8 protein-coding genes are annotated in these 15,846 nt (G+C 73.7%); 6 read left to right on the top strand and 2 right to left on the bottom strand.

Going from position 1 to position 15,846, the window contains the following annotated elements; all coding sequences use genetic code 11:
• Positions 1-21: 21 nt before the first annotated feature.
• Positions 22-1,248, bottom strand: coding sequence for a serine/threonine-protein kinase (locus ACWGJ5_RS35215; protein WP_453313692.1), 1,227 nt, complete (start codon positions 1,246-1,248; stop codon positions 22-24).
• Positions 1,249-1,473: 225 nt separating this feature from the next.
• Entirely contained in the window at positions 1,474-3,153 is a 1,680-nt protein-coding gene (locus ACWGJ5_RS35220; RefSeq protein ID WP_453313693.1) for a serine/threonine-protein kinase, read from the bottom strand.
• A 370-nt stretch (positions 3,154-3,523) separates the two neighbouring features.
• On the opposite strand from ACWGJ5_RS35220, the gene ACWGJ5_RS35225 reads away from it, so the two are divergent.
• The 6 genes from ACWGJ5_RS35225 (at position 3,524) to ACWGJ5_RS35250 (ending at position 15,844) form a co-directional block, all read left to right on the top strand.
• A complete protein-coding gene (locus ACWGJ5_RS35225) occupies positions 3,524-7,324 on the top strand; it encodes an FtsK/SpoIIIE domain-containing protein (RefSeq protein WP_453313694.1) in 3,801 nt (1,266 codons plus the stop codon).
• A gap of 189 nt (positions 7,325-7,513) precedes the next feature.
• Entirely contained in the window at positions 7,514-8,899 is a 1,386-nt protein-coding gene (locus ACWGJ5_RS35230) for an ABC transporter substrate-binding protein (RefSeq protein WP_453313695.1), read from the top strand.
• Positions 8,900-8,972: 73 nt separating this feature from the next.
• Positions 8,973-10,253 carry a carbohydrate ABC transporter permease gene (locus ACWGJ5_RS35235; protein WP_453313696.1) on the top strand — a complete coding sequence of 427 codons (1,281 nt, stop codon included), beginning with the start codon at positions 8,973-8,975 and terminating at the stop codon, positions 10,251-10,253.
• Entirely contained in the window at positions 10,250-11,089 is an 840-nt protein-coding gene (locus ACWGJ5_RS35240; RefSeq protein WP_453313697.1) for a carbohydrate ABC transporter permease, read from the top strand. Before ACWGJ5_RS35235 ends, ACWGJ5_RS35240 begins: the two co-directional genes overlap by 4 nt.
• Positions 11,090-11,246: 157 nt before the next feature.
• Positions 11,247-13,475, top strand: a complete 2,229-nt coding sequence (locus tag ACWGJ5_RS35245) for a bifunctional glycosyltransferase/CDP-glycerol:glycerophosphate glycerophosphotransferase (RefSeq protein ID WP_453313698.1) — start codon at positions 11,247-11,249, stop codon at positions 13,473-13,475.
• A gap of 158 nt (positions 13,476-13,633) precedes the next feature.
• Positions 13,634-15,844, top strand: coding sequence for a CDP-glycerol glycerophosphotransferase family protein (locus ACWGJ5_RS35250; RefSeq protein WP_453313699.1), 2,211 nt, complete (start codon positions 13,634-13,636; stop codon positions 15,842-15,844).
• Positions 15,845-15,846: the final 2 nt, after the last annotated feature.

Raw genomic sequence — 15,846 nt, forward strand, 5'->3', positions numbered from 1 at the left:
GCGGGCGGAGCCCCTGGTGGGTCAGGGGGTCGACGTGCTGTGGGTGTTCTGCGGCGCGTCCGAGTCCCCGTCGGCCGACGCCAGCCACGCGCCGACGCCCACGACGGCGGCCAGGACCACTCCGGCCACTCCCAGAGTGACCCTTCGACGCCGCACCGCGGCCTTGTGCCGGGCCGACCCCGGCCTGGGCGCACCGGTGGCCCGGGGAACGCGAGCGGTCCCGTGCGCGCCGCCCGCCAGCTCGTCCGGCCCGGGCACCCTCATCGACGTGTGCGTGTCCCGGTTGGAGTCCGGCTTGGCCCCGGGGACGAGGGACACCGCTCCCCGCCGCCGTACCGGCTCGTCCCCGGGCGGAGCCGACGGCACCGGCTCGTCGGCGGCCTCCTCGGACAGCTCCGGCTCGTCCACGTCCAGCGGCGGCATCCCGGCCAGCGTCGGCAGCTGCTCCCGCAGCCGCGCCGCCAGCTCGGAGGCGCGCAGCCGGGACGCGGGCGCCTTGGCCAGGCACTGCACGATCAGCTGCCACAACTCCTCCGGGATGCCCGGGAGGGGTACGACCGTCTCCGTGACGTGCCGGCGCAGTACCGCCCCCGGATGTCCCCCGCCGAACGGCGTGAACCCGGCCAGCAGCTCGTACAGGACCGTCGCCAGGGCGTAGATGTCCACGGACGCGCGCGGCGGCAGGCCCTCGACGATCTCGGGGGCGAGGTAGTCCGGCGTACCGATGATCTTCGTGGCCCGCGTCCGCTTCGGCGTGTCGATCAGCTTGGCCACGCCGAAGTCGGTGAGCAGGGCAGGGTGGGCGCCGCCGGGTCCCAGCGGGCCCTGCATGTCGAGGAGCACGTTCTCGGGCTTGACGTCCCGGTGGACGATCCCGGCCGCGTGGGCCGCGGCCAGCGCGTCGGCGACGTCGGCGACGATCGCCACGGCCGCCTCGGGGGCGAGGCGCCGCTCGCGCTCCAGCCGGGTGCGCAGGTCGGTGCCGCGCACGAGGTCCATGACCAGGGCCAGGTCGTTGCCGTCGACGACCAGGTCGCGCACGGTGACGATGTGCGGGTGCTCCAGGCCGAGCAGCGCGGTGCGCTCCTGGACGAAGCGTCCGACGAGCTCCTCGTCGGAGGCGAGGTCCTCGCGCAGCAGCTTGACGGCGACGGGACCCTCCGGCCCCTCGCCCAGCCACACCGTGCCGGCGCTGCCCCGCCCCAGGATCTGGTTCGCGGTGTACCGGCTGCCGATCTTCCGTGCCAAGACTGCTCCTACTGACGCGTGTTGCCGACGCTGCGTCATTCCGGGGGGCAACCCCCGGACCCCCAGCCGACAGACCAGAACCCCCGGCCAATAAAACTACGCGTCGAGCGAGCCAACCTTCACCGCGGAGACGGAAATCACCCGTCAGATGTCGACAAATCCGCAAACTCGCGATCGGTTACCGCGAGTCAGCGGCGCTCGGTCACCCCACCCGGTTCCGTGCGCTCAGCTGCCGCTTCCGGAGGAGCCGCCCAGGCGTTTGGCCCACTTGCTCACCTGACCGGCCCAGTGGCTCACCTCGTGCCAGTAGCTGCGGCCCTGGCCGATCCAGGTGTGCAGCGGGGTCAGCTCGTAGATCAGCCAGCTCGCCACGACCAGGATGACGATCGTGAACAGGCAGCCCTTCAGGCAGCCGAGGCCCGGGATCTTCATCGGGTTGGCACTGCGCTGTCGGGGCGCCCGGGGCTCGCGGGCGGGCCGCTGCGGCTCCGGCGCGGGCGGCGCGTACCGCTGCGGCTGCTGCGGCGGGGCGTACTGCTGGGGCTGCTGGGCCTGCTGGGGCGCATAGCCGTACCCCTGCTGGTACCCCTGCTGCCGGCCGCGCGGCTGCGGCTGCTGCGGGCGGGCCTGCGGGGCCTGCCGCTGCTGCTGCGGACGGGCCACCTGCCGCTGGGGCCGGTGGCGCAGCGGGTCGTCCTCCGGGGACAGGAACTGCTGGACCTGCGTCTGCTCGTTGCGGTCGCGGGCCGCGCGCAACTGGGTCTGCCAGGGGTGCGGCTGCTCGGGCTGCGGGCCCTGCGGGCCGTTGTTCGGCAGCACCGCCGTCGGGTCCGCGGCGCCCGTGTTCGGCAGTACGGCGGTGGGGTCGGCGGGGCCGCCGGTGTGCGGCAGCACGCTGGTCGCGGCGTTCGGGTCGTACGCGCCCTGGGGACCGGTGTTCGGCAGTACCTGGGTGGGGTCGGCGGCGCCGGGCACACCCGGGACGGCGGCCGGGGCCGGGTCGGGGGCCAGCAGCGCGCCCACGCCCTCGGCGGCGGCGATCTGCGCGGCGTTCGCGTGCACCCCGATGCCCTCGGCGACGACCCTGAGGCCGCGCGCGAGGTTCTCGGCGCTGGGCCGTTCGTCGGGGTTCTTGCGCAGGCAGCGCTCTATGACCGTCCACAGCGGGTCGGGGACGGTGGACGGGCGGCGCGGCTCGGCGCTCAGGTGCTGGTGCAGCACCTCCAGCGCGGTGCTGCCGGAGAACGGCGGGCGGCCGGTGACCAGCTCGTACAGCAGGATGCCGGCGCCGTAGATGTCCACGGCGGAGGTCTGCGGGCGGCCCTCGGCGGACTCCGGTGCCACGTACGCGGGCGTGCCGACGAACTCGTGGGTGCGGGTCAGGCCCGGGGAGTCGGCGAGGCGGGCGATGCCGAAGTCGGTCAGCATCGGGTGCAGCTGGCCGTCGTGCTGCTGGAGCAGCACGTTGGCGGGCTTCAGGTCGCGGTGGACGACGCCGTCGGCGTGGCTCGCGGCGAGGGCGTCGGCGATCTGCGCGGTCATCAGCGCGGCGGCCACCGGCGTGAAGGGGCCGTTCTCGCGCAGGTGGCGGTGCAGGTCGGGGCCGTCGACGAGGTCCATGACCAGCGCCAGCAGATCGCCCTCGACGACCAGGTCGCGGACCCGGACGACGTTCGGGTGGGTCAGGCGGAGCAGCACGGACCGCTCGCGCAGGAAGCGCATCACGATGTCCGGGTCGCTCGCCAGCTCCTCCTTGAGGACCTTGATCGCGACCGTCTCGCCGGGCTGCCCGGCCACGGCCGCCTCGGCGCCCGCGGTCTCGCGCTGGCGGGCACGCCAGACGGTGCCTGTGGCGCCGCGTCCGAGCGGCTCCTCAAGCAGGTACTTGCTGCCGACTGGCCGCACGTCACGCGCTCCCTGCTGCTTGCTGCTGCTTGCTTGCCTGCATTCCGGTTGTCATTCCGGTTGTCATTCCGGTTGTCCGACCCACTGTAGTGCCGCCGTTGCGGGCACCACGTGTCGACGGAAAGACGCGCGTCCCGGTCTCCTGGTTGCCGGGAGCGGACGTGACCGATCTCAAGTGATCGCGCGTGCGCCACTGGTCAGGCACTTTTGGGGGCAGAGCCGACCAATCAAGATCACTTCTCACCGGGTCCCGGGCGCGTTGTCGGTGGCAGGTGCGAGGATGCCTTCCAGTACTGGCCGACGTGCTCGTGTGCGGGGTGGGGGGAAGTCCGTCCCGCGCAGACCCGCGCAGAAGGGACCGCTGACGCCGATGCAGATCCGGCTGACCGTCGTAGACCCGCTCGGCCCGTCCCCGCAACGGGGCCGCGCCGCGAGCCGCGACGTGCTGGTCACGGCGCCCACGGGCACGGACCTGGCCGCGGTCGCGTCGGCGCTGGCCGGGGCGGTCACCGGGGAGGGCCGCGACACCGCCAACTCCTCCGTGGTGCTCTACGCCGGAACCGAGCGGCTGGATCCGCGCCGCTGCACCCTCGGCGAGCCTCCGCTGGTCGACGGCGCCGTGCTGTCCCTGGGCGCCCCGGCGGCCGTCGAGCCGCATCCCGAGCTCGACGACGCACCGACCCAGCTGCATGTCGTCGCGGGCCCGGACGCGGGCGGGGTCCATCTGCTGCACGGCGGCCGCATCACCGTGGGCCGCTCGGTCGACGCGGACGTGCCGCTGGACGACCCGGACGTGTCCCGGCTGCACTGCGCGGTCACCGTCGGGGCGGACGGGCGCGTGTCCGTCGCCGACCTCGGTTCCACGAACGGTACGGCGCTGGACGGGGTGCGGGTGGGCGAGCGTCCCGTACAGGTCCCTGCCGGGGGCCTGCTGCGGATCGGGGAGTCGGCGCTGCGGGCTGCTCCGTCCGGGGGGCTCGCCGCACGGGCGCGGACCGTCTCCGACGGTGAGGGGTGCCTTCGGGTCGCCCGGGACGCGGTGTCGGGTGCGGGGGCGTCGTCTTCGGATGCGGGTGGACCTGGTGCGGGTGCCGGGGAACCCGTGCGAACGGTTCAGCACGGCTACGGCTCTGCCGGCTGGGGGACCTCCGGCAGTGGGGGCCAGGAGCACCGGCGGGGGAACCCGACCGTGGTGCCGGAACAGGCCGGGGCACCGTGGGTGGAACAGCGGGGCGGTGACACCGCGGCGTCCGGTGCCGCTGCCGGCGGGGACACCCACGCGGGGCGCCTCGGGGTCGGCGGCACGGGCGAGGAGCCGCTGGACGGTGGCCGCAAGGGCACGCCGGTCCGAGGCGTCGACGCCCCGCAGGGCGCCCGGCGGCGCGGCCTCGGCGCCTGGGCGCGCCGGCTTGCCGGTGGGCGTGGCGAACAGGCAACCGGCCCCGAGGCGTACGACGGCACCGACCCCCGGGTGGGCGCCGTTGCGGCGGTCACCGCGCCGCAGCAGCCCGAGACCTGGCCGGATCCCGCCGCACTGCTGCTGACGGCACTCGGTCCCGGGCCCCGGCTGTGGGAGCGCGGGCCCGGTCATCCGGAGACCCTGACCGTGCGGCTCGGCACGGCGGACCGGAGCGCGCCGGACGGCTCCGGCGTGGTGCCCGCGGTGCCCGTGACGGCGGCACTGCGCGAGGCGGGCGCCCTGGGCCTGGCCGGTCCGCGCCCCCGGCTGTCCGGGCTGACCCGCGCGGTGCTGGCCCAGCTGGCCGCGCTGCACTCCCCCGACCTGCTGGAGATCGTGCTGATCAGCGCGGACCGCTCCCGCCCCGTGGAGGAGCGCACGGCCGAGTGGTCCTGGCTGGGCTGGCTCCCGCATGTCCGGCCGGGCCACGGCCAGGACTGCCGGCTGCTGCTGGCCTACGACCGCGAGCAGGCGGCGGCCCGCACGGAGGAACTCCTGCGCCGGGTCGACGACCACGCGACGACCGGCAGAACCGCGGCCCACCCCACCCGCGTCCCGGCACCGGGCATCACGCCGGGCGCCCCGACGCACAGCGAGCCAACCGCCACACCCACGCCCGACTCCCCCAGGGACATGCCCGCCGAGGCGTCCGGGGCCCAGGCCACGGCCACCGGCGGGTGGGACACCCCGGCCCAGGGGGGTCTTTCCGGCCACCCCGGCGCCCCCGCGCACGGCCGGGCCACCGGCGCGCACGGCCCCCGAGCCCAAGGGGCAGCCCCCGGCCGACCCGACACCCCCTCCCAGGCACCCGGCGCCCAGGCCCCGGCCACCGGCGACTGGGACAACCCCCTCACCCCCGGCACCCCCGCCGTCCCGGGCGCACCGGTCCAGGGCCTCGCTCCCGGCCGGCACGGCGCCACCGCTCCCGGCGGATCCGCCCGGGGACCGGCCTTCGGCGCCGACGACATCCCACACGCCGCCGGCGCCCCTGGCCCTGCGGGCGCCCCGTCCCACGGCCTCGCCCCCGGCCGAACCGGCACCCCCGCGCCCGGACACACCCCCACCACCCCTGCCGCCCCGAGCGGCACCCACCCGTCGGCCGCCCTCTCGGCCCCCGCTCGCCGCCCGTCCTGGGCCAGGGAAGACGCCGAGTTCGGCGGGGTCGGTGGTTTCGCCGGGCCCCACACCGTCGTCGTGGTGGACGGGGACCCCGGTGGCGGCGCCCTGCGGGATGCCGTGGCGCGGCTGGCCGTGGCCGGGCCGCGGGCCGGGATTCATGTGATCTGTCTTGCCGAGACCGAGCCCTCCTCGCCCGCCTCCCCCGTGGCGCTGACGTACGAGGCCGCGTGCGCGGTGGCGCCGACGTTCCGGCAGTGCGGTGCCGTGGCGCTGCTCGGCGGGGATGTCGCGACGGCGCTGCGGCTGCTGCGGGTGGCGCCGGACGGACCCGTGGGAACGGGAACGCTCGCCGCCGTGGACGCCGTGTCCCTCGCCTGGGCGGAGCGGTTCGCCCGGGCGCTGGCGCCGCTGCGGCCGGACGGCCCGGCCGGCGAGCGGGACACGCGCGTGGCGGCGCCGTTGCCGCAGTCGGCGCGGCTGCTCGACGAACTGGGGCTGGCCCGGGCCACCCCGGCGTCGCTGATGGCGCGCTGGGCCGACGCGGCAGACGACGGCCAGGCGCTCGGCGGCCGGGCGCGGGCTGTGCTCGGTGCCGGTCCGCGCGGGCCGCTCACCGCCGACCTGGTGGCCGACGGACCGCATCTGCTGATCGAGGGGCCGGCCGGCAGCGGTCGTACGGAGTTGCTGCGGGCCGTGGTGGCCTCGCTGGCCGCCGCCGAGCGGCCGGACCGGCTGGGCGTGGTGCTGATAGACGGCCGGGACGGCGTCGGGACGGGCCCGGCGCACGGCGAGGGCCTGCGCGTGTGCACCGACATACCGCATGTCACCACGCATCTGATCGCCAACGACCCAGTGCGCATGCGGGAGTTCGCCCAGTCGCTGGCCGCCGAGCTGAAGCGGCGGGCGGAGTTGCTGGGCCGGACGGACTTCGCGCGGTGGCACACGGGGCGTGAGGTGTCCGGCCGGATCGTCGCCCAGCGCACGCCGGCCCCCGCCACCGGTGACATAGACGCGCCGCCCAGCTCCACCCTGCGGCTGCGGCCGGGGTCGGCCGCGCGGCAACGGGCCGAGGCCGCGCCGCCGCTGCCACGGCTCGTGGTCGTCGTGGACGACCTGGACGCACTGGTTGCGCCCCCGCTCGGCTCGCCGGGCCGGCCCGCCGCCGGTTCGGTGATGCGCGCGCTGGAGGCGGTGGCCCGGGAGGGCGAGCGGCTCGGGGTGCATCTGGTGGCGGCGGCCGGGACCGACGATCGTACGGCGGAGACCGAACCCGCGCGGCGGGCCTCCCTGCGGGTCGTGCTGGACGCTCCCCAGCAGGGGCCGGACGAACCGGCGCCGGGGCGCGGCCGGCTGGCCTGCGCGGACGGGCGGGTCGTCGGTTTCCAGGGCGGCCGGGTGACGGGCCGTATCCCGCGTACCGCGACCCAACGGCCCACGGTGGTCCCGCTGGACTGGCAGCGCATGGGCGACCCCCCGGCCCGCCGGCCGGTGCGGGAGCTGGGCAACGGCCCCACCGACCTGGCCCTGCTGGCGAGCGCGGTGGAGCGGGCGGCCCGGGAGGTCTCGGCGGCCGAGGTGCCGTCCCTGCTGTAGCCGAAGAAACTGTTGTGGCGAAGAAGGACGCATACACCCCCGGTCACGAGCCGGTCACGATGCGCGGCTCGACACCGCAGGCGCTCTTGCCGCCCTCGAGCGGCCCGGCGTAGACCGGACGGCACGGGACAGTCTTCCTGACGCTTGACGTTCATTGACGTTCAACGGAGAACGACGAACGGGGAAGTGATGCGCAGCAAGAGCAGCACCATCCGGACACGCAGGACCGTCACCACACTCGCCGCACTGCTCACGGGAGCCCTTGCCCTGAGCGCCTGCTCCAGCAGCGACAACGACAAGAAGGGCGACGGGGGCGACAGCGGCAGCGCCGCCCCGAGCGGCTCCACCGTCAGCCTGCCGAAACTGAACGGCGCGAACGTGGAGATCGCCGCCGTCTGGACCGGCCAGGAGCAGAAGAACTTCAAGCAGGTCCTGGCCGAGTTCGAGAAGCGCACCGGCGCGAAGGTCACGTTCGTGCCCGCCCAGGACCCGATCATCAACTTCGTCGGTTCGAAGATCGCGGGCGGCCAGCCGCCGGACGTGGCGATGCTGCCGCAGCCCGGCGCCATCAAGCAGGCCGTGCAGCGGGGCTGGGCCAAGCCGCTCGGGCCGGACGCCCTGAAGGAGCTGCAGAAGAACTACTCGCAGGGCTGGCAGGACATCGGCAAGGTGGGCGGCAAGCAGTACGGCGTCTACTACAAGGCCGCCAACAAGTCGCTGATCTGGTACAACGCCAAGGTCTTCGCGAACGCGGGCGCGAAGGAACCGAAGACCTGGCAGGACCTGCTGACCACCACGCGAGCGGTGTACGACTCCGGTGTCACGCCGTTCTCGGTGGCCGGCGCGGACGGCTGGACGCTGACGGACTGGTTCGAGAACGTCTATCTGTCCCAGGCGGGCCCGCAGAAGTACGACGAACTCGCCCAGCACAAGATCAAGTGGACGGATCCCTCCGTCAAACAGGCGCTGACGACGCTCGCGCAGATCTGGGGCAAGAAGGACTACCTCGCGGGCGGCCAGGACGGCGCGCTGCAGACGGAGTTCCCGGCCTCGGTCACCCAGACCTTCACCGGCGGCGACCAGCCGAAGTCCGCGATGGTCTACGAGGCCGACTTCGTGCAGGTCAACATCGGTGAGACCAAGGCGAAGGTGGGCACGGACGCCAAGGTGTTCCCGTTCCCGACGGTCGGCTCCACCGCGCCGGTGGTCTCCGGCGGTGACGCGGCGGTGATCCTGAAGGACTCCAAGGCGGCCCAGGCCCTGGTCACCTTCCTCGCCTCCCCGGACGCGGCGACGATCCAGGCGAAGCTCGGCGGCTATCTCTCGCCGAACAGGAACGTGCCGATCTCGGCGTACCCGAACGCGGTGCAGCAGAAGATCGCCAAGGCGCTGATCACGTCCGGCGACGACTTCCGCTTCGACATGTCCGACCAGGCTCCCCAGGCCTTCGGCGGCACCCCCGGCAAGGGTGAGTGGAAGGACCTGCAGGACTTCCTGAAGAACCCGAAGGACGTGGCGGGCACCCAGGCGAAGCTGGAGAAGGACGCGGCGGCCGCGTACGGAAGCGGGAGCTGAGCCGGCGATGGCGTCGGCGGCAACGGCGGCCGGGGCCCCACCGGGTCCCGCCGCGCCCCGCGGTCGCAGGAGCGTGACCGGCACCCGGAAGACGGTGGCAGCGCTGTTCCTGCTGCCCGCCCTGGTGCTGCTCGGCGCGCTCGTGGTCTACCCGATCGGGTACTCGGTCATCCGCAGCTTCTACAACGCCTCCGGCGACGGTTTCTCCGGCGCCGACAACTACAGGACGCTCTTCACCGACGACGGCATCCGCACCGCCCTGAAGAACAACATCATCTGGGTGGTGTTCGCTCCCACGGTCTCCACCGCGCTCGGTCTGGTCTTCGCGGTGCTGACCGAACGGGTGCGCTGGGGAACGGCGTTCAAGCTGGTCGTCTTCATGCCGATGGCGATCTCGATGCTGGCGGCCGGGATCATCTTCCGGCTGGTGTACGACCAGGATCCGCACAAGGGGGTCGCGAACGCGGTGTGGGTGGGTGTCCACGACACCTTCGCGCAGTCGTCCGCGTTCCCGAAGGCCCACCCGGGGCGCGAGTCGCCGCTCGTGGCCCAAGGGGGCGGGTTCATCACCAAGGCCCCGGTCCGTGCCGGGCAGCCGGTCGCCCTCCCCCTCGTCGGTGTCGCCCCGGACCAGATGCCGGACAGTGCGAAGAAGGCCGTGGCCGCGAGGCCGGAGCCGGCAAGGATCACCGGCACGACCTGGCAGGACTTCACGCGCGGCAAGGGCGTGGGACGGCTGGGCGCGCCCGACCCGTCCGAGCTCGGCTACGCCGGGATGCGGATCGAGGCGGTCAAGGACGGCAGGGTGGTCGCCTCCGCCGAGGCCGCCGGCGACGGCACCTTCACGCTGCCCGCCTCCGCCGACGGGGCCCGGCTGCGGCTGCCGGCGAGCAACTTCAAGGAGCCGTACAACGGCGTCGAGTGGCTCGGCCCGGCGCTGGTCACCCCGGCGATCATCGGGGCGTACGTGTGGATGTGGGCGGGTTTCGCGATGGTGCTGATCGCCGCCGGGCTCGCGGGCGTGCCGCGGGAGCTGCTGGAGGCCGCGCGGGTGGACGGCGCCAACGAGTGGCAGGTGTTCCGCAAGGTCACCGTGCCGCTGCTCGCGCCGGTCCTCGCGGTCGTCACCGTCACGCTGATGATCAACGTGCTGAAGGTGTTCGACCTCGTCTACATCATCGCGCCGGGCTCCTCCCAGGACGACGCCAACGTGCTCGCCCTGGAGCTGTACCGCAAGGGCTTCGCGGAGGACCAGCCGGGCGTCGCGAGCGCGATCGCGGTGCTGCTCCTGGTGCTGGTGATCCCGGTGATGGCGTTCAACATCCGTCGGCTCAGGCGGGAGGTGCGGCGATGACCTGGCTGCTGGAGAAGATCAACGGTGGTCTGGTCCGCGTGTTCCTGATCGTCGTGGGCCTGTTCTGGCTGGTGCCGACGATCGGGCTGCTCGCCTCCTCCCTGCGCTCGCCGGAGGACATGAGCGCGAGCGGCTGGTGGAAGGTGTTCACCAAACCGTCCCAACTCACCTTCGAAAGCTACCGGAAGCTGCTGGAGAACGGCGACATCACCCACTCCCTGTGGAACACCGTGCTGATCACCGTTCCGGCGACGGTCCTGGTCGTCGTGGTCGGCTCCCTCGCGGGTTACGCGTTCGCGTGGATGGAGTTCCCGGGCCGGGACTGGTGGTTCCTGGGCGTGGTGAGCCTGCTGGTGGTGCCGGTGCAGGTGGCGCTGATCCCGATCGCCGAACTGTTCGGCAGGATCGGCCTGTTCGGAAGCATCCTCGGTGTGATCCTGTTCCACACCGGCTTCGGTCTGCCGTTCGCGGTGTTCCTGCTGCGGAACTTCTTCGCGGAGATCCCGCGCGAGCTGCTGGAGGCTGCCCGGCTCGACGGCGCCGGCGAACTGCGGCTGTTCGCACGGGTGGTGATGCCGCTCGCGGGGCCGGCGATCGCGAGCCTCGGCATCTTCCAGTTCCTGTGGGTGTGGAACGACATGCTGGTCGCGCTGGTGTTCACCAAGTCGGGCACCCAGCCGATCACGGTCGCGCTGCAGACGCAGGTACGGCAGTTCGGCAACAACATCGACGTGCTGGCACCCGGCGCGTTCATCTCCATGGTGATCCCGCTGGCCGTGTTCTTCGCGTTCCAGCGGCAGTTCGTGTCCGGGGTGATGGCGGGCGCGGTCAAATAGCCGCACAACGGTCACTTTCGGGAGGGCGGGTCGCAAGGGGCCCGCCCTCTCCCGTTCACCCGGCGTCCCCCACATGCCGTACGAACCGTAACCAATTCACCCCATCGGCCGTTTCCGGTCAGAACCCCCGCGTCGACCGACGACCCATGGATGCCCTTTGCCCAGGTTCAGTGTCATTGTTCCCGCGTACAAGGTCCAGGCGTATCTCTCCGAGTGCCTGGACTCGGTGCTCTCGCAGTCGTATCCCGATCTGGAACTGATCGCCGTGGACGACTGCTCACCCGATGCCTGCGGCGCGATCATCGACGAGTACGCGGCCCGGGACGCGCGGGTGCGGCCCGTGCACCTGGCCGAGAACCAGGGACTCGGACGGGCCCGGAACGCGGGGACGGCCGAGGCGACCGGCGACTACCTGGTCTTCCTGGACAGCGACGACACGCTCACCCCGGACGCGCTGCGCTCGATCGCCGACCGGATCAAGGAGTCCGGGGAGCCGGACGTCCTGGTGTACGACTACGCGCGCACCTACTGGGACGGCCGTACGGTCCGCAACCAGCTCGCCGGCCAGCTCACCGAGCAGGGCCCGGCGCCGTTCCGCCTGGAGGACCGGCCGGGGCTGCTCAGGGTGCTGATGGTGGCCTGGAACAAGGCGTACCGGCGGGAGTTCGTCGAGGAGCACGGCTTCGCCTTCCCGCCGGGCTACTACGAGGACACCCCCTGGACCTTCCCGGTGCTGATGGCGGCGGAGTCGATCGCCACCCTGGACCGGGTGTGCGTGCACTACCGGCAGCGCCGGCAGGGCAACATCCTCGGCACCACCAGCCGCAGGCACTTCGATCTGTTCGAGCAGTACGACCGGGTGTTCGCGTACGTCGCCGAGCATCCCGAACTCGCCCGCTGGCGGTCCGAGTTGTTCCGGCGGATGATCGACCACTACGCGACGGTGTTCACCAAGCGGGACCGCCTGCCGCGCGGCAGCCACGGCGAGTTCCTGCGCCGGGCGCGCGCCCACTACCGCCGCTACCGCGTCCCCGGCACCCGGATGCGCCGCCGGAACATCCTGGTCCGCTTCGGTCTGCACCGCACGTTCCGCGTGTTCCGGCTGGTGTCGGCCGCGCGCCGGCGCACGTTCAAGGCTGCGGTGAAGCTGGCCCGCGCCGTGCGGACCGGCGTGCTGCGGCTGCACTACCGGATCCAGTTGCGGCTGCCCGTCCGCGCCGACCGGGCGGTGTTCACCTCCGGCGCGGGCCGGGGCCACGGCGGCGACCCGGGCGCCCTGGAGGAGGCGTTCCGCACGCACGTCCCGCACATCCGCACCGCCTGGATCGCCCGCACCGAGCACCAGCACACGGTTCCGCCGGGCCCGCGCCGGCTGCGGCCCGGCACCGCCGCCTACTGGACGGCGCTGGCCCGCGCCAGGTACCTGGTCACCGACGACGGCCTGGACCCGGACCTGCGCAAGCGGCCCGGGCAGATCCTGGTCCAGACCCGGCAGGGCACACCGCTGGGGCACATGGGCCTGGACCTCCAGGAGCGCCCGGCGGCGGCCCGCGGCACCGACTTCGCCCGGCTGCTGCGCGGCGTCGACCAGTGGGACCTGGTCCTGTCCGGCAACCGGCACTCGACCCTGACCTGGGAGCGGGTCCTCCCGGGCCGGTACCGCACGCTGGAGTACGGGTCGCCGCGCAACGACGTCTTCCAGCGGTCGACCTCGGCGGACGTGGCCCGGCTGCGCGAGACGCTGGGCATCCCGGAGGGCACGGTCGCGATCCTGTACGCGCCGGCCCACCGGGACTACCTGCGCACCCAGCGCCCCCTGCTGGACCTGGAGCGGATCCTGCGCCGCCTCGGCCCGCGCTTCGTGATCCTGGCCCGTACCCACGGCGGCCCCCTCGGCACGGGCGGCCGGATCATCGACGTCGGCGACCACCCGAGCGTGCAGTCGCTGTGTCTGGCCTCGGACGTCCTGCTCACCGACTACTCGTCGATCATGTTCGACTACGCCAACCTGGACCGGCCGATCGTGGTGCACACCGGCGACTGGGAGGCGTACCGGGCGGCCCGTGGGACCTACTTCGACCTGGGTGCCTTCCCGCCCGGCGCGGTCGCGCGCAGCGAGGACGAGCTGATCGACATCTTCGCGACCGGGCACTGGCGCGGCTCGCGCTCGGCCCAGCTGCGCGCGGCGTTCCGGCAGCGGTTCTGCCCGTACGACGACGGACGCGCCGCCGAGCGGGTCGTACGGCATGTGGTGCTGGGCGGGACGGGACTGCCGCCGGTGGTGCCGCCGGAGGAGCGCAAGCCGGTGCCGTCGGCCTGTGCGCGCTCTCCGCTGGCCACCGTGCCGCAACCTTCCGGCCCCCTCCCCGTCACCGAGAGGCGCTGAACGGCGTTGGTCCCCCCGGGAGTTCCCGTGCCCCTCGGCTCGACGCGCCCCACCCCGAGCCGGCCGTCCACCTGGCGCCCGGCGGGGCGGCCCGGTCGCGCGGCAGGCCTGGGCCCAGTCCGCAGGACACGCGTCCGCAAGACAACAGAAAGAGCAGAATGCCCCGCTTCAGCATCATCGTCCCGTCCCACGGGGTCGCCGCCCGGCTGTCCCAGGCACTGGACTCGGTTCTCGGCCAGTCGTCCGGCGACCTGCAGCTGATCCCGGTCTGCGACGCCCCCGACGCCCCGGCCGCCGCCGTGGCCGCCGGATACGCGGAGCGGGACTCCCGGGTGACCCCGGTCCACTCGCCGCCGTCCGCCGGGCTGAGCGGGGCGCGCAACGCGGGGATCCGGGCGGCGACCGGCGCGTATGTGCTGTTCCTCGACGGCGACGACCTGCTGCTGCCGGGCGCGCTCGCGGCGCTGGACGCCCGGCTGACCGAGACCGCCGACGTGGACGTGCTCTATGTCGAGCACGAGCGCGCCCCGTGGTGGGAGGGCGAGCCCACCAACCCGGCCGGGCCGCTGTTCGCCGGGGCCCCGAAGGGCGCCTTCGCCCCCGCCGACCTGCCGGACCTGACCGGCGTACAGCTCCCGGCCTGGAGCGCGGTCTACCGCCGCAGCTTCCTCACCGAGCACGAACTCGCCTTCCCCGCAAGCCACTTCACCGACCTCGGCTGGGGCGGGCTGACCACGCTCGCGGCCGGGCGGATCGCGGTGCTGCGCCGGGTCGTCGTACGGCACCGGCTGCGCCGGCAGGGCAGCCGGCTGAACCTGCCCGGACCGCACCAGCACGACCTGCTCGACCAGGTGGACCTGGTGCTGACCCGGGCCGCCGAGCGCGCGCTGCCCGCCGAGCGGATCCGGCCGCTGTTCGAGCAGCTGTTCACCCATGTGCTGAGGACCGCGTCCCGGCCGGAGCGGCTGCCGTCCGGGCACCGGGCCTTCTTCCGCCGCGCCGCCCGCCTCTACCGGCGGCACCGGCCGGCCGGTTTCCGGGCGCCCGGCGGCAGCCTGGGCGTGCAGCACCGGCTGCTGGCGACCCGGGCGTACAGCGTGTTCCGGGCGCTGCGCGGCGCCAACCAGATCGCCGCGGACACCGCCGGGCGCCTGCCGCACCCGCGCATGCTGCGCACCCGGCTGCGCTACGCCCGCGCCCTGCGCCGCCCGCTCGATGACAACCTCGCCGTGTACTGCGCCTACTGGGGCCGGGGCTACGCCTGCAACCCGGCCGCGATCCACGCCAGGGCCCGCGAACTCGCCCCGCACATCCGCTCGGTGTTCCTCGTCGAGGCCGACCAGGCACACGCGATGCCGGACGACGTGGAGTACGCGGTGATCGGCTCCCGCCGCTACTGGGAAGTGCTGGCCCGGGCGAAATACCTGATCAACAACGCCAACTTCGCCGAGGGGATCGTCAAGCGCCCCGGCAGCGTGCACCTGCAGACCCAGCACGGCACCCCGCTGAAGACGATGGGCGTGGACCAGTCGCCGTACCCGGTGGTGGCCGCCCGGTCGGGCAGTTTCACCAGGCTGCTGGGCCGGGTGGACCGCTGGGACTTCAACCTCTCCGCCAACCGCCACTCCACCCAGATGTGGGAGCGCGCCTTCCCCGGCGCCTGGGAGGCGCTGGAGTACGGCTATCCGCGCAACGACGTCTACTACACGGCGACCGCCGAGGACGTGGCCCGCGTCAGGCGGGAGCTGGGCGTCCCGGAGGGCAGGACGGCCGTCCTGTACGCCCCCACCCACCGCGACCACCACACCGGTTTCGAGCCCGGCCCGGACCTGGAGGCGTTCTGCGAGGCGGCCGGCGAGGACGTGGTCGTGCTCCTGCGCGCCCACTACTTCTACGACCGGGGAGCCGCGAAGCGCTCCGGCCGGATCAGCCGCGTCATCGACGTAACCGCGCACCGCTCCTCCGAGGACGTGTGCCTGGCGGCGGACGCGCTGGTCACCGACTACTCGTCGATCATGTTCGACTACGCCAACCTGGACCGGCCGATCGTCGTGTACGCCGACGACTGGGACGTCTACCGGGAGACGCGGGGCGTCTACTTCGACCTGCCGGCCGAGCCGCCGGGATTGGTCGCGCGCACCCCGGAGGAACTGGCCGCCGTCTTCCGCGACGGCTCCTACGCGGGCGAGGAGGCCGCGGCGCTGCGGGCCGCGTTCCGTGAGCGCTTCTGCGAGTTCGACGACGGCCGGGCCGCCGAGCGCGTCGTACGGCGGGTGCTGCTCGGCGAGCCGCCGGAGGCGGTGCCGCCCGTCATCCCGCTCCCGGAACGCGTCCCCGCCCCCGCCGCCGCGACCCTCGTGAGGAGCTGACC

This window comes from Streptomyces sp. NPDC054783, from assembly GCF_053611725.1.